At 71.6% G+C, this 21565-nt stretch carries 21 protein-coding genes; 10 read left to right on the top strand and 11 right to left on the bottom strand.

What is annotated here, in order from left to right; genetic code table 11:
* Positions 1 to 430 precede the first annotated feature (430 nt).
* Positions 431 to 1072 carry a DNA-3-methyladenine glycosylase gene (locus ACFYQQ_RS26315; protein ID WP_355793699.1) on the bottom strand — a complete coding sequence of 214 codons (642 nt, stop codon included), beginning with the start codon at positions 1070 to 1072 and terminating at the stop codon, positions 431 to 433.
* Positions 1073 to 1239: 167 nt separating this feature from the next.
* Between ACFYQQ_RS26315 and ACFYQQ_RS26320 the strand changes: the two genes are divergently transcribed.
* The 3 genes from ACFYQQ_RS26320 (at position 1240) to ACFYQQ_RS26330 (ending at position 3259) form a co-directional block, all read left to right on the top strand.
* On the top strand, positions 1240 to 2025 hold the full coding sequence (locus ACFYQQ_RS26320; protein WP_355793701.1) for a sporulation protein: 786 nt from the start codon (positions 1240 to 1242) through the stop codon (positions 2023 to 2025).
* 41 nt (positions 2026 to 2066) lie between these two features.
* Positions 2067 to 2600 carry a YbhB/YbcL family Raf kinase inhibitor-like protein gene (locus ACFYQQ_RS26325; RefSeq protein ID WP_356174162.1) on the top strand — a complete coding sequence of 178 codons (534 nt, stop codon included), beginning with the start codon at positions 2067 to 2069 and terminating at the stop codon, positions 2598 to 2600.
* Positions 2601 to 2749: 149 nt separating this feature from the next.
* Positions 2750 to 3259: an HNH endonuclease gene (locus tag ACFYQQ_RS26330; RefSeq protein WP_355787353.1), complete on the top strand. Its 510-nt coding sequence runs from the start codon at positions 2750 to 2752 to the stop codon at positions 3257 to 3259.
* 57 nt (positions 3260 to 3316) lie between these two features.
* Here ACFYQQ_RS26330 and ACFYQQ_RS26335 read toward each other — a convergent pair whose 3' ends face one another.
* The 3 genes from ACFYQQ_RS26335 to ACFYQQ_RS26345 form a co-directional block, all read right to left on the bottom strand.
* Entirely contained in the window at positions 3317 to 4252 is a 936-nt protein-coding gene (locus tag ACFYQQ_RS26335; protein ID WP_355787350.1) for an SPFH domain-containing protein, read from the bottom strand.
* Between the two features lie 131 nt (positions 4253 to 4383).
* Entirely contained in the window at positions 4384 to 4815 is a 432-nt protein-coding gene (locus ACFYQQ_RS26340) for an NfeD family protein (protein ID WP_355787347.1), read from the bottom strand.
* Between the two features lie 92 nt (positions 4816 to 4907).
* Entirely contained in the window at positions 4908 to 5699 is a 792-nt protein-coding gene (locus ACFYQQ_RS26345; protein WP_355787345.1) for an ABC transporter ATP-binding protein, read from the bottom strand.
* A 121-nt stretch (positions 5700 to 5820) separates the two neighbouring features.
* Between ACFYQQ_RS26345 and ACFYQQ_RS26350 the strand changes: the two genes are divergently transcribed.
* Positions 5821 to 6609, top strand: coding sequence for a hypothetical protein (locus tag ACFYQQ_RS26350; protein ID WP_355787342.1), 789 nt, complete (start codon positions 5821 to 5823; stop codon positions 6607 to 6609).
* A 197-nt stretch (positions 6610 to 6806) separates the two neighbouring features.
* Here the strand turns inward: ACFYQQ_RS26350 and ACFYQQ_RS26355 are convergent, their stop codons facing one another.
* From ACFYQQ_RS26355 to ACFYQQ_RS26370, 4 genes are all read right to left on the bottom strand, one after another.
* Positions 6807 to 7046: a chaplin gene (locus ACFYQQ_RS26355; RefSeq protein ID WP_356174155.1), complete on the bottom strand. Its 240-nt coding sequence runs from the start codon at positions 7044 to 7046 to the stop codon at positions 6807 to 6809.
* Positions 7047 to 7241: 195 nt separating this feature from the next.
* On the bottom strand, positions 7242 to 7490 hold the full coding sequence (gene chpE / locus ACFYQQ_RS26360) for a chaplin ChpE (protein ID WP_355784813.1): 249 nt from the start codon (positions 7488 to 7490) through the stop codon (positions 7242 to 7244).
* Between the two features lie 193 nt (positions 7491 to 7683).
* Positions 7684 to 8325, bottom strand: a complete 642-nt coding sequence (locus tag ACFYQQ_RS26365) for a response regulator transcription factor (RefSeq protein WP_355784810.1) — start codon at positions 8323 to 8325, stop codon at positions 7684 to 7686.
* Positions 8318 to 9496 (bottom strand): GAF domain-containing sensor histidine kinase, encoded by a 1179-nt coding sequence (locus ACFYQQ_RS26370; protein WP_355784807.1) that lies wholly within the window; start codon positions 9494 to 9496, stop codon positions 8318 to 8320. Before ACFYQQ_RS26370 ends, ACFYQQ_RS26365 begins: the two co-directional genes overlap by 8 nt.
* Before the next feature lie 210 nt (positions 9497 to 9706).
* Here ACFYQQ_RS26370 and ACFYQQ_RS26375 point away from each other — a divergent pair, with 210 nt between their 5' ends.
* From ACFYQQ_RS26375 to ACFYQQ_RS26385, 3 genes are all read left to right on the top strand, one after another.
* Positions 9707 to 10402, top strand: coding sequence for an SDR family oxidoreductase (locus tag ACFYQQ_RS26375; RefSeq protein ID WP_356174150.1), 696 nt, complete (start codon positions 9707 to 9709; stop codon positions 10400 to 10402).
* Positions 10399 to 11517 carry an S-adenosylmethionine:tRNA ribosyltransferase-isomerase gene (locus ACFYQQ_RS26380; RefSeq protein ID WP_388905321.1) on the top strand — a complete coding sequence of 373 codons (1119 nt, stop codon included), beginning with the start codon at positions 10399 to 10401 and terminating at the stop codon, positions 11515 to 11517. Before ACFYQQ_RS26375 ends, ACFYQQ_RS26380 begins: the two co-directional genes overlap by 4 nt.
* Before the next feature lie 299 nt (positions 11518 to 11816).
* Positions 11817 to 12545, top strand: coding sequence for a transglycosylase SLT domain-containing protein (locus ACFYQQ_RS26385; RefSeq protein WP_355793876.1), 729 nt, complete (start codon positions 11817 to 11819; stop codon positions 12543 to 12545).
* Between the two features lie 96 nt (positions 12546 to 12641).
* Here the strand turns inward: ACFYQQ_RS26385 and ACFYQQ_RS26390 are convergent, their stop codons facing one another.
* On the bottom strand, positions 12642 to 15164 hold the full coding sequence (locus ACFYQQ_RS26390) for an FHA domain-containing protein (protein WP_355791716.1): 2523 nt from the start codon (positions 15162 to 15164) through the stop codon (positions 12642 to 12644).
* A 239-nt stretch (positions 15165 to 15403) separates the two neighbouring features.
* Here ACFYQQ_RS26390 and ACFYQQ_RS26395 point away from each other — a divergent pair, with 239 nt between their 5' ends.
* The 3 genes from ACFYQQ_RS26395 to serB all read left to right on the top strand — a co-directional run bounded on the left by ACFYQQ_RS26395 (position 15404) and on the right by serB (position 20321).
* Positions 15404 to 17314 (top strand): streptophobe family protein, encoded by a 1911-nt coding sequence (locus tag ACFYQQ_RS26395; protein ID WP_388905323.1) that lies wholly within the window; start codon positions 15404 to 15406, stop codon positions 17312 to 17314.
* Between the two features lie 124 nt (positions 17315 to 17438).
* A complete protein-coding gene (locus tag ACFYQQ_RS26400; RefSeq protein WP_355794795.1) occupies positions 17439 to 18953 on the top strand; it encodes an alpha/beta hydrolase in 1515 nt (504 codons plus the stop codon).
* Between the two features lie 156 nt (positions 18954 to 19109).
* Positions 19110 to 20321 (top strand): phosphoserine phosphatase SerB, encoded by a 1212-nt coding sequence (gene serB / locus ACFYQQ_RS26405; protein WP_355794191.1) that lies wholly within the window; start codon positions 19110 to 19112, stop codon positions 20319 to 20321.
* Between the two features lie 73 nt (positions 20322 to 20394).
* Here the strand turns inward: serB and ACFYQQ_RS26410 are convergent, their stop codons facing one another.
* Both ACFYQQ_RS26410 and ACFYQQ_RS26415 read right to left on the bottom strand, forming a co-directional pair.
* Positions 20395 to 20913, bottom strand: a complete 519-nt coding sequence (locus tag ACFYQQ_RS26410) for a histidine phosphatase family protein (protein ID WP_355794192.1) — start codon at positions 20911 to 20913, stop codon at positions 20395 to 20397.
* A 277-nt stretch (positions 20914 to 21190) separates the two neighbouring features.
* A complete protein-coding gene (locus ACFYQQ_RS26415) occupies positions 21191 to 21397 on the bottom strand; it encodes a hypothetical protein (RefSeq protein WP_356174141.1) in 207 nt (68 codons plus the stop codon).
* Between the last annotated feature and the right edge of the window lie 168 nt (positions 21398 to 21565).

The following is a 21565-nucleotide window of genomic DNA, read 5'->3' on the forward strand; positions in this document are numbered from 1 at the left end:
AACGGACGCTTCCTTTGTACTCACCCTCTCGGGCTTTCCTCCGGGCGCTTCCCTTCGGTCTTGCGTTTCCGACTCTATCAGACCGTTTCCGGTTCTGATTTCCTCGGCGCTTTCCAGGTTTCCGCTTTCGCGTTTCCCTTTCCGGCGGTTCCGACTCTACCAGACCCTTTCGGACCCGATTCCCTGTCGGCGGGATTTGTCTTTGGCCTGGGACTTTTCGTCCCGCGGCCTTTCGACATTCACTACGTTAACCGATTCCCGGTGCAGCTCATAATCGAGCCGGCGAGTCGGAATTCAACATGCGGACATGACGAATTCGCCCCCGCTGAGGGGAAGTCGTAGGTAGTGGGTTGGCCGCTTCCGGCTGCAGGCTGAACGCCGTACCCGGGTCAAGCGGCTCGGGCTACGTTACGGTCCCGTCCCAGGCGAGTCAAGTTCGGCGCCGCCGGGGCGTATGAGCCCGATAAGGGCTCACCGTGGGGTCGTTGGAGATCCAGAAGCGCCATGGGTGGACACCGCCGTCGCCGGAGACTCCGGTGCGGGGACCGCTCAGTACCTGGTCGGGACCCACCGGGCTGCCCGTCAGCATCCTGAAGGGGCCGCCCTCGGGACCGCAGGCGTCCGCGCCGTCGAGGGCGCGGTCCACCCCCAGTGCCGTGGCCAGCCGGGCCGGCCCTTTGGCCAGTTCCCTGTCGTTCCGGGCCGAGAGTCGACGTTTGCGGGCCGACTCCACCCCCTGGGTGATCTCACCCGCCCGCAGCAGGACCGCGCTCGAAGTGCCCTCCGGACCGCAGACCAGGTTCATGCAGTGCCACATGCCGTAGGTGAAGTAGACGTACACATGACCGGGCGGACCGAACATGACCTCGTTTCGCGGCGTGCGCCCGCGGAAGGCGTGGGAGCCGGGGTCGTTCGGGCCGTCGTAGGCCTCGACCTCGGTGATGCGCAGTTCGACCGGACCGTCCTCGGTGGTGCGTACAAGGGTGCGACCGAGGAGGTCGGGGGCGACGTCGAGGACGGGGCGGTCGAAGAACTTCCGGCCGAGGGGCGTACGGTCAGGGGCCGCGATCATGGCGTCCGAGCGTAGTCGAGAGCGACAGCTCGTCGTCGGGGTGGTCAGGGAGCGTCCCCCTTGCAAGGGTGATGACGCGGAACCGGCCGCGGTCGGATCGCGTTTGTATGGATCAAGGGTCCAGACGCACACAGGACGTAACAGGCGTTGCCTGGGGAGGAAGTGACATGGGGTTCAAGCGGCTGCTTGCGAGCCTGGGAGCCGGCGGGGCTTCGGTCGAGACGGTACTGACCGAGGTCAATACCGTTCCGGGCGGCGTCGTGCAGGGTGAGGTGCGGATCCAGGGCGGGTCCGTTGACCAGGCGATCGAGGGTCTGTCGGTCGGCCTGCAGGCCAAGGTCGAGGTCGAGGGCCACGACGACCAGGAGCACAAGCAGGACATCGAGTTCACCAAGGTGCGGCTCGGCGGCGCCTTCGAGCTCAAGGCGGGCGCGGTGCACGCGGTCCCGTTCGGCCTGGAGATCCCCTGGGAGACGCCGGTCACGACGATCGACGGCCAGCCGCTGCGCGGGATGCACATCGGGGTGACCACGGAGCTGGAGATCGCCCGCGCCCTCGACTCGGGCGACCTGGACCCGATCAACGTGCACCCGCTGCCGGCCCAGCAGGCGATCCTGGACGCGTTCATCCAGCTCGGCTTCCGCTTCAAGAGCGCCGACATGGAGCGCGGGCACATCCGGGGCACCCGGCAGAAGCTGCCGTTCTACCAGGAGATCGAGTTCTTCCCGCCGGCCCAGTACCGCGGACTGAACCAGGTCGAGCTGAGCTTCGTCGCCGACGAGCGCGAGATGGACGTCGTCCTGGAGATGGACAAGAAGCCGGGCCTGTTCAGCGAGGGCAGCGACTCGTTCCGCGCCTTCAAGGTGGGGCTCAACGACTACCAGGGCACGGACTGGACGGCGTACCTGAACCAGTGGCTGTCGGAGGTCGGCAGCAAGCGCAGCTGGTTCTAGGCTCGAAGCGGAACCGTCACCACCGATCAGGAGGTACCGAGGTGCCCGAGCTCGACAGGCCGCCGCTCCCCCACGACTTCCACCCGCCCGTGCCGTCGTTCACGGTCACGAGCGAGGACGTCGAACCGGGCGCGACGCTGAAGGACGCTCAGGTCCAGGCCGCCGGGAACACGTCGCCGCAGCTGCGCTGGGAGGGCTTTCCGCCGGAGACCGGGAGCTTCGCCGTGACGTGCTTCGATCCGGACGCCCCGACGGGCAGCGGATTCTGGCACTGGGTCGTCTTCGACATCCCGGCCACGGTCACGGAGCTGCCGACGGGCGCCGGCACCGGGAAGTTCGAGGGGCTGCCCGAGGGCGCGGTCCAGGCGCGGAACGACTACGGGTCCAAGGACTTCGGTGGCGCCGCGCCGCCGCCCGGTGATCGGGCGCACCGCTATGTGTTCACGGTGTACGCCGTGGACCAGGAGAAGCTCGGTCCCGATTCGGACGCCTCGCCCGCCGTCGTGGGCTTCAACCTGCGCTTCCACACGCTGGCGCGCGCTCAGCTCGTCGGTGAGTACGCGGCGCCCGCGTAAGACGGACGTTCGCTGAACGTTTGCCCGCCCCTGGTCTTGGAATTGATCAGGGGCGGGCACTTTTTATTGCGTTGTCCATCTCGGCGTGCCCGGCCAGAGTTGATCCAGGTCCGCCGGGGAGCGGGCCGGTGCAATGGGAGGTGGGCCTGATGCGGGACACGCTGGTACTGAATGCGAGCTTCGAGCCGCTGTCGACGGTGACGCTGAACCGCGCCGTCGTCCTGGTGCTGCAGGACAAGGCCGTCGTCGAGCAGGCCCACCCCGATCTCCGTATGCGCGGAGCCGCGGTCGACATACCCGTGCCCCGGGTGATCAGGCTCTGCCGTTACGTACGGGTGCCGTTCCGAAGACAAGCGCCATGGTCACGCAGGGGTGTGCTGGTGCGGGACCGGCACAGGTGCGCGTACTGCGGCAGGCGCGCGACGACCGTGGACCATGTGGTGCCGCGGGCGCAGGGCGGCCAGGACTCCTGGCTGAACACGGTGGCTTCCTGCGCCGAGGACAACCACCGCAAGGCGGACCGTACGCCGGAGCAGGCGGGGATGCCGTTGCTGCGGCAGCCGTTCGAGCCGACGCCCGCCGACGCGATGCTGCTGACGCTCGGGCAGGACGACTTCCGGGCGCTGCCGGAGTGGCTGGCCCACACCGCCGCCGCCTAGAGCCGGACATGAGTGGGGCCCGCCTTCAGCGAAGGCGGGCCCCTTTCGCGTACCGGGTCAGTCCGTCACGGACGGCTTCTCGCGGCGCTCCGAGCCGCCGCCGCCCGAACCGCCGCCCATCGGGCCGAAGTTGCCCATCGCGCCGCTGAGGCCCTTGAGGGCGTCACCGATCTCGCTGGGCACGATCCAGAGCTTGTTGGCGTCGCCCTCGGCGATCTTCGGGAGCATCTGGAGGTACTGGTAGGCCAGGAGCTTCTGGTCCGCGTCCCCGGCGTGGATGGACTCGAAGACCGTACGGATGGCCTGCGCCTCACCCTCGGCGCGCAGGGCGGCGGCCTTCGCCTCACCCTCGGCGCGCAGGATGGCGGACTGCTTCTCACCCTCGGCGGTGAGGATCTGCGACTGCCTGATGCCCTCCGCGGTGAGGATCGCGGCGCGCTTGTCGCGGTCGGCGCGCATCTGCTTCTCCATCGAGTCCTGGATGGAGGTGGGCGGCTCGATGGCCTTGAGCTCGACGCGGTTGACGCGGATGCCCCACTTGCCGGTGGCCTCGTCCAGGACGCCGCGCAGGGCCGCGTTGATCTCCTCGCGGGAGGTCAGCGTCCGCTCCAGGTCCATGCCGCCGATGATGTTGCGCAGGGTGGTGACGGTGAGCTGCTCGATCGCCTGGATGTAGCTGGCGACCTCGTACGTGGCCGCTCGCGCGTCGGTCACCTGGTAGTAGATGACCGTGTCGATGTTGACCACCAGGTTGTCCTGGGTGATCACCGGCTGCGGCGGGAAGGGGACGACCTGTTCACGCAGGTCGATGCGGTTGCGGATGGTGTCGATGAACGGGACGACGATGTTCAGTCCCGCGTTCAGTGTCCGCGTGTAGCGGCCGAACCGCTCGACGATGGCGGCGCTCGCCTGTGGGATGACCTGGATGGTCTTGATCAGGGCGATGAAGACCAACACCACCAGAATGATCAGGACGATGATGATCGGTTCCATCGATGCTCCCCGTACCCTTCTCCGCCTCGGTAATTCCCTGAGATCTTACGGGTGTTGAAGATCTTGCTCGACGAGTCTGTCAGACCGTCGGCTGCGACGTGGGGCGTTCGGTTCAGTTGCGTCGTGCGAGGTCACATGACGATGGCCGTGGCACCTTCGATGTCGACGACGTCCACCTGTTCGCCGACGTCGTAGACCTGTCCCGCGTCCAGGGAGCGTGCGGACCAGATCTCTCCGGCGAGTTTGATCCGGCCGCCCGAGCCGTCGACGCGTTCCAGGACGACGGCGCCCTTGCCTCTCAACGCGTCGACTCCGGTGGCCAGTTGCGGCCGCTGGGCACGGTGGCGGGCCGCGATGGGGCGTACGACGGCGATGAGGGCGACCGAGACGGCGACGAAGACGAGTACCTGGAGCACGACGTCGCCGCCGAGTCCCGCGGCGCCGGCCGCGGCGACGGCGCCCACGGCGAGCATCCCGAACTCCGGCATCGCCGTCACCACCAGCGGGATCCCGAGCCCCGCCGCGGCGACCAGCCACCACACCCATGCGTCGATGTCGTCCACACGGTCATGGTAGGACCGCGCCCGGCGGACGGACAGGGCGCACGATCAGCGCCGCCCGCTCGACGACGGGCGCGGGCGGACAGGCCGGGACGTCAGGAGAGCGGGAGGCCCTGGGCGGTCCAGCGCTCGCCGACCTGCTCGACGACGAGGGGCAGGCCGAAGCAGAGGGAGAGGTTGCGCGAGGTGAGTTCGAGCTCCAGCGGTCCCGCTGCCAGCACCTTGCCCTGGCGGATCATCAGGACGTGGGTGAACCCCGGGGCGATCTCCTCGACATGGTGCGTGACCATGATCATGGAGGGCGCGATCGGGTCGCGGGCCAGCCGGCCGAGACGGCGTACGAGGTCCTCGCGGCCGCCGAGGTCGAGGCCGGCGGCGGGCTCGTCGAGAAGCAGCAGCTCGGGGTCGGTCATCAGGGCGCGGGCGATGAGGGTGCGCTTGCGCTCGCCCTCGGAGAGCGTGCCGAACCTGCGGTCCAGGTAGTCGCTCATGCCGAGGCGGTCGAGGAAGGCGCGGGCGCGCTGCTCGTCGATGTCCTCGTACTCCTCCTGCCAGCCGGCGGTCATGCCGTAGGCGGCGGTGAGCACGGTCTGCAGGACGGTCTGGCGCTTGGGGAGCTTCTCGGCCATGGCGATGCCGGCCATGCCGATGCGCGGGCGCAGCTCGAAGACGTCGACCTTGCCGAGGGTGTCCCCGAGCACGGTGGCGGTGCCCGAGCTGGGGAAGAGGTAGCTGGAGGCGACGTTCAGGAGGGTCGTCTTCCCGGCGCCGTTGGGGCCGAGGATGACCCAGCGTTCGCCCTCCTTGACCGACCAGGAGACCTGGTCCACCAGAGCCCGGCCCTCTCGGACCACGGATACGTCCTCAAGCTCCAGAACATCGCTCATGAGCGCGCTGTCTCCCATTGCAGTCTCGGCCGTCGCTTACGTCTGTGGACGCAGCCCCCAGGGAAAACCTACGCCACCGGTCGGGCGGTCGATTCCATCGGTCGGTCCTTAGGGTGGGGGCATGCTCTCGGAACCACGCTCAGGACGCCTGGCCGCATGGGGAAATGCCCTTTTGGCCGGACTTGTTTCGCCGGACGACGCCGTGCTCGCCATCGTCGGTGAGGACGCCGTACATCGCGTCGAGGGACTTCCGGGCGAGTCGGGGCCCGTCGGGCTCACGCTCGCGCTCGGCCGGCTGCGCGCTCTCGGGGTCACCGGGCTCCGGGTGGCGCTGCCCGCGCCGGGGCATCCGCTGGGGCTGAGCGGGCCGCCGGAGTTCAACGCGCGCGCCCTCGACGCGGAGGAGGCGGCCGTCTGCCAGGGGGCGGCGCTCGGGCTGGTGCCCGAGGTGTCCGAGGCGGGGCCCGAGGGCGACCTGCACGTGGAGGTCCTCTGGCACTGCCTGCCCGTACGGGAGGCGCCGCCCGCGGACGTGCCGTCCCTCGGCGAGGCGGAGCGGGAGCTGGCCGAGGCGCTGCGCGAGGCGACCGACGTGCTGTCGCGGCTCGACGTGGCGGGGTCGGGGCCGGTGGCCGAGGCCGCCATCGACGCGTACCGGGCACGGGCCGAGCGGGGGCGCGAGCTGCTGGCGCCCGGATATCCGCCGCGGGCGGTGCGGGTGCTGGAGCTCGCCCAGCGGATGGGGCTGCTGATCTCCGTGGCGTACGAGAACGGGCACGGCGGAGCCGTCAGCGCCTCGGAGATGGCGGCGAGGTCGCAGGCCCTGCGCCCGGTGGAACGGACGGCTCGGCGGGCCCAGGTAGCCGCGTACAACGCGTTCGTGGAGGAGCGGGAGCGCGGGGTCCGCTGACCTCAGGGGTGCGGTGGGTCGCGTGGGCGGCCGGTCCAGTGGCCGGAGAGGTCCGTCGCGTTCGACAGTGGCCCGCGTGCGTGAGTGACTCCCCCGCGCGCCGGACGCGTCACGCGTGTCGCGTCCGCAGCCCGTACCAGTACGCCGAAGGGCTCCCGGACCAGGTCGGTCCGGGAGCCCTTCTCAAGTGGGGCGGGTCAGTCGTTGACGCCCTTGTTGCCGAACGTCGGGTTCAGGAGGCCGATGACGTTCACGCTGTCGCCGACGACGTTGACCGGGACGTGGATCGGAACCTGCACGGTGTTGCCCGAGGCGACACCGGGCGAGTTCACGGCCGCACCGTGGGCGTCCGAGTCGGCGACAGCCGCGCCGGCGGACGCGCCGGCCGCGATACCGGCGACGGTGAGGGCCACGGCGGCCTTCTTGGCGATCTTCATGAAAAACGTTCCTCCTGCGATTGCGTGTCGACCCGGCCGCGGGTCGTACGCTGAGAAACGCGGGGAAGATCCGGAACGGCACGGGAGACCCGGCGCGAAGCCCCCGATCGGCCTCTTGGTCGGACAGGCCGAAAAGCCGACCGGCCCCCCGGGGTGTCCGGGAGGCCGGTGGTCACCGTCCGGTCGGGACGGACCTCAGCGGTTGAGACCCAGGTTGCCGAAGGCCGGGTTCAGGACGCCGATGACGTTCACGCTGTTGCCGACCGCGTTGACCGGGACGTGGACCGGGGCCTGGACGAGGTTGCCCGAACCCACGCCCGGCGAGTTCACGGCCTTGCCGCCCGCCCACGAACCGGCGTCCGTGGCGGAGGCCATGCCCGCTCCGGCGGCGACGAGGCCGCCCGCCACCATCGCGACAGCCGTGGCCTTCTTCAGGTTCTTCATTCCTCAAGCCCTCCCTGACGATCGCCGCGGCGATCGCCGCGGCACGCCCTGGAGAACGGCCGGGACCTCCGGAGGATGCGCCATTCGGGGGACATACACCCGACGGTATGAATCTCAGTCCGGAGTGGAACCCTCCGTATCTCCGTGCCCCGGCCGAACCAACACGGCGGCCGAGGCGCGGACCGTCAGGTGATCAGCCCGCCACGCCGTGCCGTACCGCCCAGAGCGCGGCTTGCGTGCGGTCGGAGAGGTCGAGCTTCATCAGGATGTTCGACACGTGGGTCTTGACCGTCTTCTCGGAGAGGACCAGCGCCCGCGCGATCTCGCGGTTCGAGCGGCCGTCGGCGATCAGGCCGAGCACCTCGCGCTCGCGTTCGGTGAGCGAGCCGCCTCTGCCCTGGCCCGCGTTGGCCTCCTCCTGGGAGAGCAGGGCGCCCGCGACCTCCGGCTGGAGCAGGATGTGTCCCGCGTGCACGGAACGGATGGCGCCGGCGAGGGCGTCCGGGTCCACGTCCTTGTAGACGTACCCGGCGGCTCCGGCGCGCAGGGCGGGCACCACCGTGCGCTGCTCGGTGAAGCTCGTGACGATCAGCACGCGTGCGGGGTTGGCCAGCTCGCGGAGCCTGCGTAGCGCCTCGACGCCGTCCATCCCCGGCATCTTGACATCCATGAGGACGACGTCCGGTTTCAGTTCCTCCGCTCGGGCGACGCCTTCGGCGCCGTCGGCGGCCTCGCCCACGACCTCGATGTCGTCCTGCACCTCCAGGAAGGTGCGCAGGCCCCGGCGGACCACTTGGTGGTCGTCGACCAGCAGCACCTTGATCGCGTCAGCCACCAGGGACCTCCATCTCTATCCGGGTGCCCTTTCCGGGCGCCGATTCCACGGTGAGCGTGCCGCCGACGCCGCTCGCCCTGTCCCGCATGGAGACCAGGCCGAGGTGGCGTCCCGCGCTGCGGATCGCCTTGGGTTCGAATCCCGTGCCGTCGTCCGCGACGCTCAGGACGGCGCCCGGGCCGCGCTTGTCCAGTGTCACCTCGACGCGGGCCGCTCCGGAGTGGCGCAGCGCGTTGTGCAGGGCTTCCTGCGCGACGCGCAGCAGCGCCTCCTCCTGGGCCGCGGGCAGGGCGCGTACGCCCCGGCTCCCGAAGGTGACGCGTGCGGAGTGGGCGCGGTCCAGGACCTGGATCTGGGTGCGCAGGGTGGCGACCAGGCCGTCCTCGTCGAGGGCGGCGGGGCGCAGCTCGACGACGGCGGCACGCAGTTCCTCGGCGGCCTCCGCGGCGAGCGCGGCGACCTGCTGGAGCTCGCCCTTGGCACGTGAGGGGTCGCGGTCGACCAGGGTCGCGGCGGCCTGGGCGGTGAGGCGCAGCGAGAAGAGCTTCTGGCTGACGGCGTCGTGCAGCTCGTGCGCGAGCCGGGAGCGCTCCTCGGCGATGGTGAGTTCGCGGCTGCGCTCGTAGAGGCGGGCGTTCGTCAGGGCGATCGCGGCGTGCTGGGCGAGGATCGTCAGGAGCTCCTCGTCCTCCTCGGTGAAGCCGCAGCTGCCGTCCGCGCCCGGTCCCGCGGAGCCGGCGGTGCGGTCGCCGGGGCGCCGCGCCTTGTTGGCGAGAAACAGGGCGCCGATGACGTCGTCGCCGTCGCGGATCGGCAGGCCGAGGAAGTCCGACATGTCCGGGTGGGCGGTGGGCCAGCCCTCGAAGCGGGGGTCCTTGCGCACGTCGGCGAGGCGCTCGGCGCGGGCCTCCTGAAGCATCGCGGCGAGGATGCCGTGCTGGCGCGGGAGCGGGCCGATGGCCTTCCACTGGGCGTCGCTGACGCCGTCGACGACGAACTGGGCGAAGCCTCCGTGGTCGTCCGGGACGCCGAGCGCCGCGTACTCGGCGTCGAGCAGCTCGCGGGCCGAGGCGACGATCGTCTTGAGGACGTCGCGCACCTCCAGATGCCTGCTCATGGCCAGCAGCGCGGAGCTGACCGCGTACAGGCCGGACCTGGGGCCTTGGCTCATGACCTCACGGTACCGGCGGGCTGTGACAGCGCGTATCGGACCTGTGGGCGCGGCTGCCTAGGCCGGTGGGCGTAGGTCGCAGGTCCCGTCCGCGGTCCTAGGGCGAAGGGCCCCTGATCGTTGCGGCCCGCGCACGAGGCGGCGGGGGCGGTCCCGTCCCTACGTTGAGGGCATCCGCCAAAAGCGGCGGAGGGACGAGGGGACGATGTCATGCCGGTAGCCGTCATCACGGGGGCTTCGAAGGGTCTGGGGCGGGCGCTGGCCGCGGCCCTGGCGGAGCGGGGCTGGGATCTGGTGCTCGACGCCAGGACCGCGGGGGTGCTGGAGGGGACGGCGGCGGAGCTGTCCGGGTACGGGGCGCGGGTGGCGGCGCTGCCGGGCGATGTGACGGACGCCGGTCACCGCCGGGAGCTGGTGGCCGCGGCCGTGCGGTTCGGGGGCGTGGACCTGGTGGTGAACAACGCGAGCGCGCTGGGCGCCGAGCCACTGGTCCGCCTGGAGAGCCTGCCGCTGGACGGGTTGCGGCAGGCGCTGGAGGTGAACGTGGTCGCCGCGCTGGGCCTGGTCCAGGAGGCGCTGCCCGCGCTGCGGGCGTCCCGGGCGGGGGCGGTGATCGGTGTCAGCTCGGACGCGGCCGTCGAGGCGTACGGGACGTGGGGCGGTTACGGCGCCTCCAAGGCGGCCCTGGACCAGCTGTCGGCGGTGCTGGGTGTGGAGGAGCCCGGGCTGCGGGTGTGGGCGGTGGACCCGGGGGACATGGCGACGGACCTGTACGCGGCGGCCGTGCCGGACGACGGGGATGCGCGGCCGGACCCCGGCACGGTGGTCCCGGCGTTCCTGCGGCTGCTGGACGAGCGTCCGGGGAGCGGCCGGTACAGCGCCGCGGCCCTGGTGGCGCGGCGATGACGACGGCGACGGGAGTCCCTTCGGCCGAGCGCGGCCGTGGGTGGGAGGTGCCGCGGGAGCTGTCGGCGCGGGTGCCGGCCGAGCAGCGCGGTCCCGGGCTGGACCGGGACGCCGTCCGGCTGCTCGTGTCACGGGGGACCTCGGTCTCGCACCATGCCTTCGCGGAGCTGCCCGGGCAGCTCCGCGCGGGGGATCTGCTCGTCGTCAACACCTCCGCCACGCTGTCCGCCGCCGTCGACGGGAGCGTCGGGCACGCGCGCGTGGTGGTGCACTTCTCCACCCGGGGTGACGACGGGCGGTGGGCGGTCGAGCTGCGGGAACCGGACGGCCGGGGCACCACGCGCCCGCGTGCGGGTGGGCCGGCGGGGACGCAGGTGCGCCTTCCCGGGGGCGTACGCCTCGTACTGGAGGAGCCGCTGACGCCGGAGGGCACGCGGCTGTGGTGGGCGCGGGTGCCGGAAGCGGACGTGCCGGGGCTGCTGCGGCGGTACGGACGCCCCATCCGGTACTCCTACACCGAGAGGGACCAGCCGCTGTCCGCGTATCAGACGGTGTTCGCGCTGCCGTCCGCCGACGGCACCGGCAGCGCGGAGATGCCGAGCGCGGCGCGGCCCTTCACGCCCCGGCTGGTGGCGGAGCTGGTGAGCCGGGGGGTGCAGTTCGCGCCGGTCACGCTGCACACCGGGGTGGCGTCGGCGGAGGCGCACGAGCCGCCGTATCCGGAGAGGTACGAGGTGCCCCTGGCCTCGGCGCGCTCGATCAACGCGGTGCGGGCGGGCGACGGGCGGGTCGTCGCGGTGGGTACGACGGCCGTGCGTGCCGTGGAGTCCGCGGCCGGGGCCGACGGGGTGGTCCGGGAGCGGCGCGGCTGGACGGACCTGGTGATAACTCCGGAGCGCGGGGTACGCGTGGTGGACGGGCTGCTGACCGGGCTGCACGAGCCGGAGGCCTCGCATCTGCTGATGCTGGAGGCCGTGGCGGGACGGGCGGCGGTGGAGCGCGGATACGGCGAGGCGCTGCGCGGGCGCTACCTCTGGCACGAGTTCGGGGACACGCACCTCCTGCTACCGGCGGAGAACCCTCACGCTGAGCATTGCTTCAGCAACCACGAGTGAGACCGGGGCCTCGCCGGTGTGAGCCCTCGCATAGGGCACACATCACGTACGAACGGGCATAGGAGATAAAGGGGACCCTTTGAGCGGGGCAGACGTACCTGTCTGCCCCGATTTGCCCTTCTGTGCTCCACTACCCGGCTTCGTACGTCACACCTTTGCCTCAGGATTTTGCGGCCGCTAACAATGGCTCTCGTCGCTCAACGCCGCGGGTTTTCGCCCCGCGGCGTTCGTCCGGAAAAAACACCTGTCCCCACCGGACCGGGAGCGGCGTCCGCGCTATTCGAAGAGGTCAATCAGTCATGTCCAAGAAGTTCATCGCTCCTGTGCATAGTCCCGCGCTGACCAAGACCCACAAGCTTTCCCTCGCCGGCGTCGCGGCCCTCGGTGCCGCCGCCATCGCGTTCACCGCCGTCCCGGCGAACTCGCAGGCGCAGACCACGACGACCGACGCCGCCGCGTCGACGACTTCCGTGGCCTACAGCCAGCAGCAGATCAAGGACGTCAAGGCCAGCGTCACCGACCAGCTGGCGGGCGCCACGGTCAAGGCCGAGGTCGCGAAGAAGAAGGCGGCCGACGAGGCCGCCGCCAAGAAGAAGGCCGCCGAGCAGGCCGCCGCCAAGAAGAAGGCGGAGGAGGCGCGCAAGAAGCAGGCCGCCAGCCGCTCCGCGCAGCGCCCCCAGGTCAAGCCGGTCGCCGCGAAGACGTACCCGAACAACCTCGACGGATGGATCCGTCAGTCGCTCGACATCATGAAGCAGAAGGGCATCCCGGGCAGCTACCACGGGCTGCACAAGAACATCATGCGCGAGTCCTCGGGCAACCCCCGGGCCATCAACGACTGGGACATCAACGCCATCAACGGCATCCCGTCGAAGGGCCTGCTGCAGGTCATCCCGCCGACCTTCGCCGCGTACCACGTCTCGGGCACGTCGACGAACATCTACGACCCGGTCGCCAACATCACGGCCGCCGCCAACTACGCGGCCGACAAGTACGGCTCCATCGACAACGTGAACAGCGCCTACTGAGTCTCGCGAGTATCGCGCGGACCTCTGAGGGTCTCGGTCAAGACGCGAAAGGGCGGCACCCCGCTGGGGGTGCCGCCCTTCAGTCGCGCCGGAGTGCTACTTGCGCATGACCTCGGGCTCGTGGCGGCGCAGGAAGCGGGCCACGAAGAAGCCGCAGAGGGCGCCGAGGACGAGCAGGGCCACCATGTCCATGCCCCAGGCCGCCGCCGTGTGGTCCCACAGCGGGTCCGTGCTGGACGGGTCGTCCGTGTTCGGACTGATGTTGTTGAAGTCCAGGGTGGCGCCGGCCGCGGCGACCGCCCAGCGCGACGGCATCAGGTACGAGAACTCGTTGACGCCGACGGTGCCGTGCAGGATGAAGAGGCAGCCGGTGAACACGACCTGGATGATCGCGAACATGACCAGCAGCGGCATGGTCTTCTCGGCGGTCTTCACCAGCGACGAGATGATCAGGCCGAACATCATCGACGTGAAGCCGAGCGCCATGATCGGGATCGACAGTTCGAGCATGACCGCGGTCTTGCCGCTGCCCAGGATCAGGCCCTCGTCGGGGATCGTGCGGCTGGAGAAGCCGATCGCGCCGACCAGCGCGCCCTGCAGCACGGTGACGGTGCCGAGCACGATGACCTTGGACATCAGGTACGCCGAGCGCGAGAGGCCGGTCGCCCGCTCCCGCTCGTAGATCACCCGTTCCTTGATCAGCTCGCGGACCGAGTTGGCGGCGCCCGCGAAACAGGCGCCGACCGCGAGGATCAGCAGCACCGTGGTGGCCGTGCCGTTCGGGATGTGCGCGCCGGTCTTCGGGTTGACCGCCGGGTTCACCAGCAGCGTCTTGTCCGGGTCGATCAGCAGGCTGACCGCGCCGAGGACCGCCGGCAGGATCACCGTCAGCGCCAGGAAGCCCTTGTCGGACGCGATCACCGACACGTAGCGGCGGATCAGGGTCATCAGCTGCGAGCCCCAGCCCTGCGGCTTGGGCGGCTTCATCGCCTGCGGCGGCGGCATGTGCACCGACTGCGGGGCGACGGCGTCGATGTCCGCGGCGTACATCTGGTAGTGCTGCGAGCCCTTCCAGCGGCCCGCCCAGTCGTAGTCGCGGTAGTTCTCGAAGGCGGAGAAGACGTCGGCCCAGGTGTCGTAGCCGAAGAAGTTCAGCGCCTCCTCGGGCGGACCGAAGTAGGCGACGGAACCGCCCGGCGCCATCACCAGGAGCTTGTCGCAGATCGCCAGCTCGGCCACCGAGTGCGTGACGACGAGGACCGTACGGCCGTCGTCGGCGAGGCCGCGCAGGAGCTGCATGACGTCGCGGTCCATGCCCGGGTCGAGACCGGAGGTCGGCTCGTCCAGGAAGATCAGCGACGGCTTGGTCAGCAGCTCCAGGGCCACCGAGACGCGCTTGCGCTGGCCACCGGAGAGGGAGGTGACCTTCTTCTCCTTGTGGATGTCCAGCTTGAGCTCGCGCAGCACCTCGTCGATCCGGGCGTCGCGCTCGGCGCCCGTGGTGTCCGCGGGGAAGCGCAGCTTCGCCGCGTACTTGAGGGCCTTCTTGACGGTCAGCTCCTTGTGCAGGATGTCGTCCTGCGGGACCAGACCGATGCGCTGCCGCAGCTCGGCGAACTGCTTGTAAAGGTTCCGGTTGTCGTAGAGGACGTCGCCCTGGTTGGCGGGGCGGTAGCCCGTGAGCGCCTTCAGCAGCGTCGACTTCCCGGAACCGGACGGGCCGATGACCGCGATGAGCGACTTCTCGGGCACGCCGAAGGAGACGTCCTTGAGGATCTGCTTGCCGCCGTCGACCGTGACGGTCAGGTGGCGGGCCGAGAAGGAGACCTCACCGGTGTCGACGAACTCCTCGAGCCGGTCGCCGACCAGCCGGAACGTCGAGTGGCCGACGCCGACGATGTCGTTCGGGCCGAGCAGCGCCGAGCCGCCCTTGGCGATCGGCTGGCCGTTGACGTACGTGCCGTTGTGCGAACCGAGGTCGCGGATCTCGTAGCGGCCGTCCGGCGTCGCGTGGAACTCGGCGTGGTGGCGCGAGACCTGGAGGTCGGAGACGACCAGCTCGTTCTCCAGGGCACGGCCGATGCGCATGACGCGGCCGAGCGAGAACTGGTGGAACGTGGTCGGGCTGCGGTCACCGTAGACCGGCGGCGCCCCCGCGCCTCCACCGGGTCCGGGCTGCTGCGGGATGGCGGCACCCTGCTGCGACTGCGGCCAGTTCTGCTGCTGAGGTGCCTGCTGCTGAGGTGCCTGCTGCGCCCAGCCCGGTCCCGCGCCCTGAGCCGCGTACGGCTGCTGGGGCCGGGCCTGCTGCGGCGAGGCGACGGCGGCGGCACCCGAGAGGCTCAGGCGCGGGCCGTCGGTCGCGTTGCCCAGGTGCACGGCCGAGCCGGGGCCGATCTCCAACTGGTGGATCCGCTGGCCCTGTACGAACGTGCCGTTGGTGCTGCCGTGGTCCTCGATGACCCAACTGCGGCCGCCCCAGCTGATCGTGGCGTGACGCCAGGACACCCTGGCGTCGTCGAGCACGATGTCCCCCTGCGGATCACGTCCGAGGGTGTATGGCCTGGACGCATCGAGCGTCCAGGTCCGTCCATTCAATTCCAGTACGAGTTCCGGCACTCCATGCCCCACTGAGTTGTCCCCCGAATTTCCCCCATCACAGGGAGTCTAGGGATGTCGAACATCGTGGGGAACTATTTCAGTAGGAGCCCCCTGACCGAAAGTCGGGCCCCGCGAAGACTGCGTACGCGCGTGTTGTCCGTTTCCGTTGACGGGGTGGAAACCGGACGGGAGGGTGGTAATCCCACGCGAGGGGGACATGCGCGGTGCATCGCCGTGGCGCGGACCGGGGGGCGGAGATGGGCATGGAGACGGCCGAGTACGACAGGAAAGTGCCCTGGGGGGATGTACTGCTGTCCGCGATCGCCGCCGTGAGCTGGGCGTTGATCGCGATGGCGGGCACGGCCGCACTGGGTCTGCATCTGCTCCAGGCCGATTCGGCGGGCTCGCTCGGCCCGATGACCGCGGCGGTGGTGGCGCTCGGGGCGGGTGGTTCGGTGACGCCGTCGGGGGACGTGTCGGCCTTCGGCCTGGAGGGGGCCGAGGCGACGACCGCCATAGAGATCACGCCACTGGGTGTGGGGCTGGTGGGTGCGCTGCTGCTCTCCTGGTTCTTCCTGCGTTCCCTGCGCGGGGCGGGAGTTGTGATCTCCCCGGCCGAACTCCTCGCGCGTGCGGGGGCCGTGGTCGTGCTGTCCGTGGCGACGCTGGGCGGGCTCGCCTGGGCCGGTCACGACGTCGTCACCATCGACGGCGGGCAACTCGGCCTGGACAAGGTGCCGGGGGCCGGCGGCCTGGACGACATCACGGACCGGCTGCCGGGCGGCCTGGGCGACATCGGCGGGCTGCTGCCCGACCGGATCGGCGACCTGGTGGACGCGAAGGCCGCCGTCGGCTTCACCGTCGACACGGTGCCCACCCTGCTCGGCGGCGCGGCCTGGACCGTCGGGGTCCTGCTGATCGCCCTGCTGGCCTCGCGCCGCACTCCCCTGCCGCCCGGCTGGGACGCCGTGCACCGGGTGGTGCGGCCCGCGGCCTCCGCGCTGGTGACGGTACTGCTGGTCGCGGTCGTGGCCGGCCTCGCGGCGGCGGCGTACGCGATGACCGGCGACGACCATCCCCGGCGGATCGCGGGCGCCGCGCTGCTGGGCGCCCCGAACGGGGCGTGGCTGGGCGTGCCGCTGGGCCTCTTCGTGCCCTGGGACGGACAGGCCACCGGTGAACTCGCCAAGCTGCTGCCCGACCCCCTCGACGAGTTGCTGAGCGTCAGCCGCGACCAGCCGGTCACCCTCGGCAGGATGGCCGAACTGGACGGCAGAGTATGGCTGTTGGGCGTCGCTGCAGCGGTGATGATGCTGTTCGCCGGGGTGCTCGCGGCGGCGCGCACCCCGGCGGTACGGGACCCGGGCGGAGCCGGTGGACGGGGCACGGGCGCCCTCGGTTTCGCGGGGCGCTGTGCGCTGCGCCTCGCGCTCGTGACCGGCCCGGCGCTGGCGCTGCTCGCCTGGCTGACGGACGTGTCGGTGGACGCCTCGCTGTCGGTGCTCGGCTTCGACGCGTTCGGCGCCGGGATAGAGCTGCACGGGCAGACGCTGCCGGCGCTGCTGCTCGGCGCCGCGTGGGGCGCGGGCGCGGGCGCGGTCGGTGCCCTGCTGGCGTACGCGACGGGCGCCGCGGGACGGCGGGCCGCGCCCCTGGCACTAAGGGTGGCACCGGGTGACGCGGGCGGCCGGGGGCCCGAGGAGTACTCCGGCGAGCAGGCGCCTGAGCCGGGGCCGTACCACCCGGCCATGCCGTTCCGGCCGTCGAACCCCGACACCAACCCCTATCTCCGGGTGCCGGACGAACTGCGGGAGCCGCAGGACGCGCGACCGGCGGAGGGTGCCGCACCGCCGCGCGGAGGGACGGCGCCCTCGGGAACCGCGCGGGGGTGGGGCGCGGGCGGCGCTCGGGGAGGTCGCGGACGCGAGCCGGACGAACGGGCGCCCTCGGAGGCGCGGCCGCCGCGCGGTGGCCGGCCGCCCGGCTCGCGTCCGGAGCGGGAGGGCGGGCGGGCCGACGAGGTGTACGAGGCGCCCACGGTGATCAGCCCGCTCTCGCCTCCGCCCCGTGCGCCCAGGCCGCGGCCGCCGTCGCGGGACGGCGTCGTCCCGCCGCCCCCTCCTCCTCCCCCGCCGCACGAGAAGGGCCCGCCCCCGCCCAGGGAGTGACCGGGGGTCTGGCACAGGATGGTCAACTGCGGTGCCGGTGAACGGCGTTGGGTAAACCCCCCGCGGAACAGGCGGGGCAGCCGGATGGAGTGGCCGGAGCCGGTCACCGAGGCTCGTCCCTGTGATGAAAGCCGAGCGAACCAAGCGAAACGTACTCGTGATCGCCGTGGCCGCCGCGGTTCTCGGGCCCACCGTGCCCTTCACCGCGACGGCCGCGACACCCATGACCTCCCGGCCCCTCGTCTGGGAGAAGTGCGAGGGGAGCGGGCTCGACCCGCGGCAGGAGTGCTCCACCGTCGAGGTGCCGATGGACTACTCCGACCCCGGCGGCGAGAAGGTCGCCCTCGCCGTCTCCCGTATCCGCAGCGAGAAGCCGTCCGCACGCCGCGGCGCCCTGCTCCTGATCGCCGGCGGCCCCGGCGGCGGCAGCCTCGACGAGGTGGCCACGAAGGGCCGGACGCTGCCGCGCGAGGTGCGCGACACGTACGACCTGATCGGGTTCGACCCCCGGGGAGTCGGCCGGTCCGACCCGGTCGACTGCGGTCTGGAGAGCGGCGACCTCGACAGGTCCACGTTCTTCCCCTGGCCGGCGCCGGACGGGAGCGTCGACACGAACATGGCCACCGCCCGGCGGACCGCCGACGCCTGCGCGCGCGACGGCGGCGAGCTGGCGCGGCACATCAGCACCGCCGACAACGCCCGCGACATCGACCGCATCCGCGCGGCGCTGGGCGAGCGCAGGCTGTCCGCGTGGGGTGTCTCGTACGGGGCGTACACCGGCGTCGTCTACAGCCAGCTCTTTCCGCGCCGCACCGACCGGGTGGTGCTGGACAGCAACCCCGACGCCACCGCCGCCACCGCCCACCCCGAGCTCGGCGGCGTTCCCCGGGCCACCTGGACCGGGTTCGAGACCGGCGTCGAGGACGTGTTCCCCGTGTTCGCCGAATGGGCCTCGGCGCCCGGGAATCCGGACCGGCTGGCCGACCGCGCCGGGCAGGTCCGTCCGCTCCTGCTGCGGCTCGCCGCCCGGCTGGACCGGGAGCCGATCCCCTGGCCCGGCGCCCGTCCGGCCGAGCTGAACGGCAACGTGCTGCGCCAGGCCGTGGTGGACGCCTTCTACGATCCCGGCGAGGGCTTCCCCGGGCTGGCCCGCCTGATCCTGCACGCCCGCGCGGGCACCGTCCCGCCGGCGCCCGAGCCGGCGCCGGAGCCGCCGGTGCGCAACGCCCTCTCCGTCGCCCTCGCCACGATGTGCAACGACGCCCGCTGGCCGTCGTCGGCTGCCCGCTACCAGGAGGACGTCGACGCGAGCCGCGCCGCGTACCCCCTGACCGCCGGGATGCCGAGGAACGCGATCGCCTGCGCCGCCTGGCCCTGGCCGCAGCGGGAGGAGCCGGTACGCATCACCGACCGCGTGCCGTCCACCGTCCTGCTCGTCCAGAACGAGCGTGATCCCGCCACCCCGCTGGCCGGCGCCCGCAGGCTGCGCGCGGCGCTCGGCGCACGCGCCGTCATGGTGACCACGGACTCCACCGGCCACGACGCCTACCTCGGCAACGGCAATGCCTGCGGAGACCGGATCGTCTCCCGGTATCTCGCCACCGGGCAGCGGCCGGCGGCGGACGTCCGCTGCCGGTAGGACACCCGCGACGGCCGCCCGGGTCCCGGCCGGCGGGACCCGGGCTCGTCACCGGTGATCAAGGCCGGCGTCACCCGCGCGCCACGCATTGTTCGCTGTCCGCCAGGCGGACCTCGGCGGCGAAAGGCACTGGGTGCCGGATACGGTGGGAGCACCATGAGCGCTTCGCAGACCTCTGATGTCCCCACCCTCCTCGTCAAGATCTTCGGCAAGGACCGGCCCGGCATCACCGCCGGTCTCTTCGACACCCTCGCCGCCTTCTCCGTCGACGTGGTCGACATCGAGCAGGTCGTCACCCGTGGCCGGATCGTGTTGTGCGCGCTCGTGACCGAGCCGTCCGCCGGGCTCGAGGGTGACCTGCGGTCCACCGTCCACAGCTGGGCGGAGTCCATGAAGATGCAGGCGGAGATCATCTCCGGGCTGGGCGACAACCGGCCCCGCGGTCTCGGCCGCTCGCTCGTCACGGTCCTCGGGCGTCCGCTCACCGCGGAGTCGACGGCGGCGATCGCCGCCCGGATCACCGACACCGGCGGCAACATCGACCGTATCTTCCGGCTCGCCAAGTACCCGGTCACCGCGGTCGAGTTCGCGGTGTCGGGCACGGAGACCGAGGCGCTGCGCACGGCCCTCGCGACCAAGGCGGCGGCGCTCGGTGTCGACGTCGCGGTGGTCGCGGCCGGACTGCACCGCCGCGCCCAGCGGCTCGTCGTGATGGACGTGGACTCCACTCTCATCCAGGACGAGGTGATCGAGCTCTTCGCGGCGCACGCCGGCTGCGAGAAGGAGGTCGCCGAGGTGACCGAGGCCGCGATGCGCGGCGAGCTGGACTTCGAGCAGTCGCTGCACGCGCGCGTGGCGCTGCTCGCGGGGCTGGACGTCTCGGTGGTGGACAAGGTGCGCAGCGAGGTGCGGCTCACGCCGGGCGCGCGCACGCTGATCCGTACGCTGAAGCGCCTCGGATTCCAGGTCGGCGTGGTCTCGGGCGGGTTCACGCAGGTCACGGACGATCTGAAGGAGCGGCTCGGACTCGACTTCGCGCACGCCAACACGCTGGAGATCGTCGACGGGAAGCTGACCGGCCGGGTCACCGGCGAGATCGTGGACCGCGCGGGCAAGGCGCGGCTGCTGCGCCGGTTCGCGGCCGAGGCGGGCGTGCCGCTGGGCCAGACGGTGGCGATCGGCGACGGGGCCAACGACCTCGACATGCTGAACGCCGCGGGGCTCGGGGTCGCGTTCAACGCGAAGCCGGTCGTCCGGGAGGCCGCGCACACGGCGGTGAACTTCCCGTTCCTCGACACGGTGCTCTACCTGCTCGGCGTCACCCGCGAAGAGGTCGAGGCCGCGGACACGAACGACGACGCGCCCTGAGCCGTCGCGCTCGCGCGGGTCTTCCGCCACGCGGACGGGGACCGCTGCCGCTCCCCGTCCGCGTGGCGACGGCTCATTCGGACGGCGCCCAGTAGTCGACGAGGGCGGCCACTCCGGGCTCCAGGGTCTTCCAGGGGCCGGTGAAGGTGAGGACGGCGAACGCCGCGGTCGGGAAGCCCCGGCTGCTCATGCGGGCGCGGATGTCCTTCTCGGCCTGGCCCGCGAGGACGTCGGCGAGGCCCTGGATTCCGGGGTTGTGGCCGATCAGGACCAGGCTCTGCACGTCGTCCGGGGTCTCGTTGAGCACCGCGATCAGCTCGCCCGGCGAGGCTTCGTAGACCCGCTCCTCGTAGACCGTCTTCGGCCGGTGCGGCAGCTCGTGGACGGCGAGCTTCCAGGTCTCGCGGGTCCGGGTCGCGGTGGAGCAGACGGCCAGGTCGAGGGGGATGCCCGAGTCGGACAGCTTGCGTCCGGCGACGGCGGCGTCCGTGCGGCCCCGGTCGGCGAGCGGCCGCTCGTGGTCGGAGACCTGCGGCCAGTCGGCTTTCGCATGCCGGAAGAGGACGATCCTGCGGGATTCTGCGACGCTCATGCGTCCCAGCTTCGCATGAAACACGCCACGGGGCGCAGGGAGTTGGGCCGGTCCCCCGGCACGGGTGACGGCCCGCGCCGACGGGCGCGGACGCACGTCCACGGCGGGCGGGGCGTGCCCACGGGCGGACCACACTCGCCGTCCATCCTTCCCGAGATCCGCGCACCGCGCCTGCCGGAGCCCGGGGGACGTAAGTAGGCCCCGGGAGACCTCGGGGCGACGCACGCCGGACCGAGACGGGCGCCGGGAGAAGGCGGCCACCGGACCCGGTGCGGACTCAGCGGCGTACCGCCTCCTGGATGCGCTCGACGACGTGGGTCAGGGCGGGGTCCCCGGCCGTGGCGTGGGCGTCGGACGGGTTGACGATCAGGGCCAGCAGCGCGACGAAGGCCAGGACCGGGAGCGCGAAGGCCCACCAGGGCAGCCGGATGTCGACGCGGCCCGTGGTCACCGGGTGGGTCCGGGGGTGCGTGGGGGCCGGCATGACGCCTCCGTGGGTCTTCGAGCGGTCCGTGGGCCGCGTCCTCGCGACCACACCTCGAAGCTACGGAATCCGCGGCCTCCAACCCATCCGGAGATCCACCCACTTGACCCTGACACTCGCCCCCTAGGGGTCGGTGGGGCTAGCCCCACCACCGCCGGCGGACGGGCG

Origin of the sequence: Streptomyces sp. NPDC005496 (genome assembly GCF_042872045.1) — a bacterium.
Taxonomy (GTDB): Bacteria; Actinomycetota; Actinomycetes; order Streptomycetales; family Streptomycetaceae; genus Streptomyces.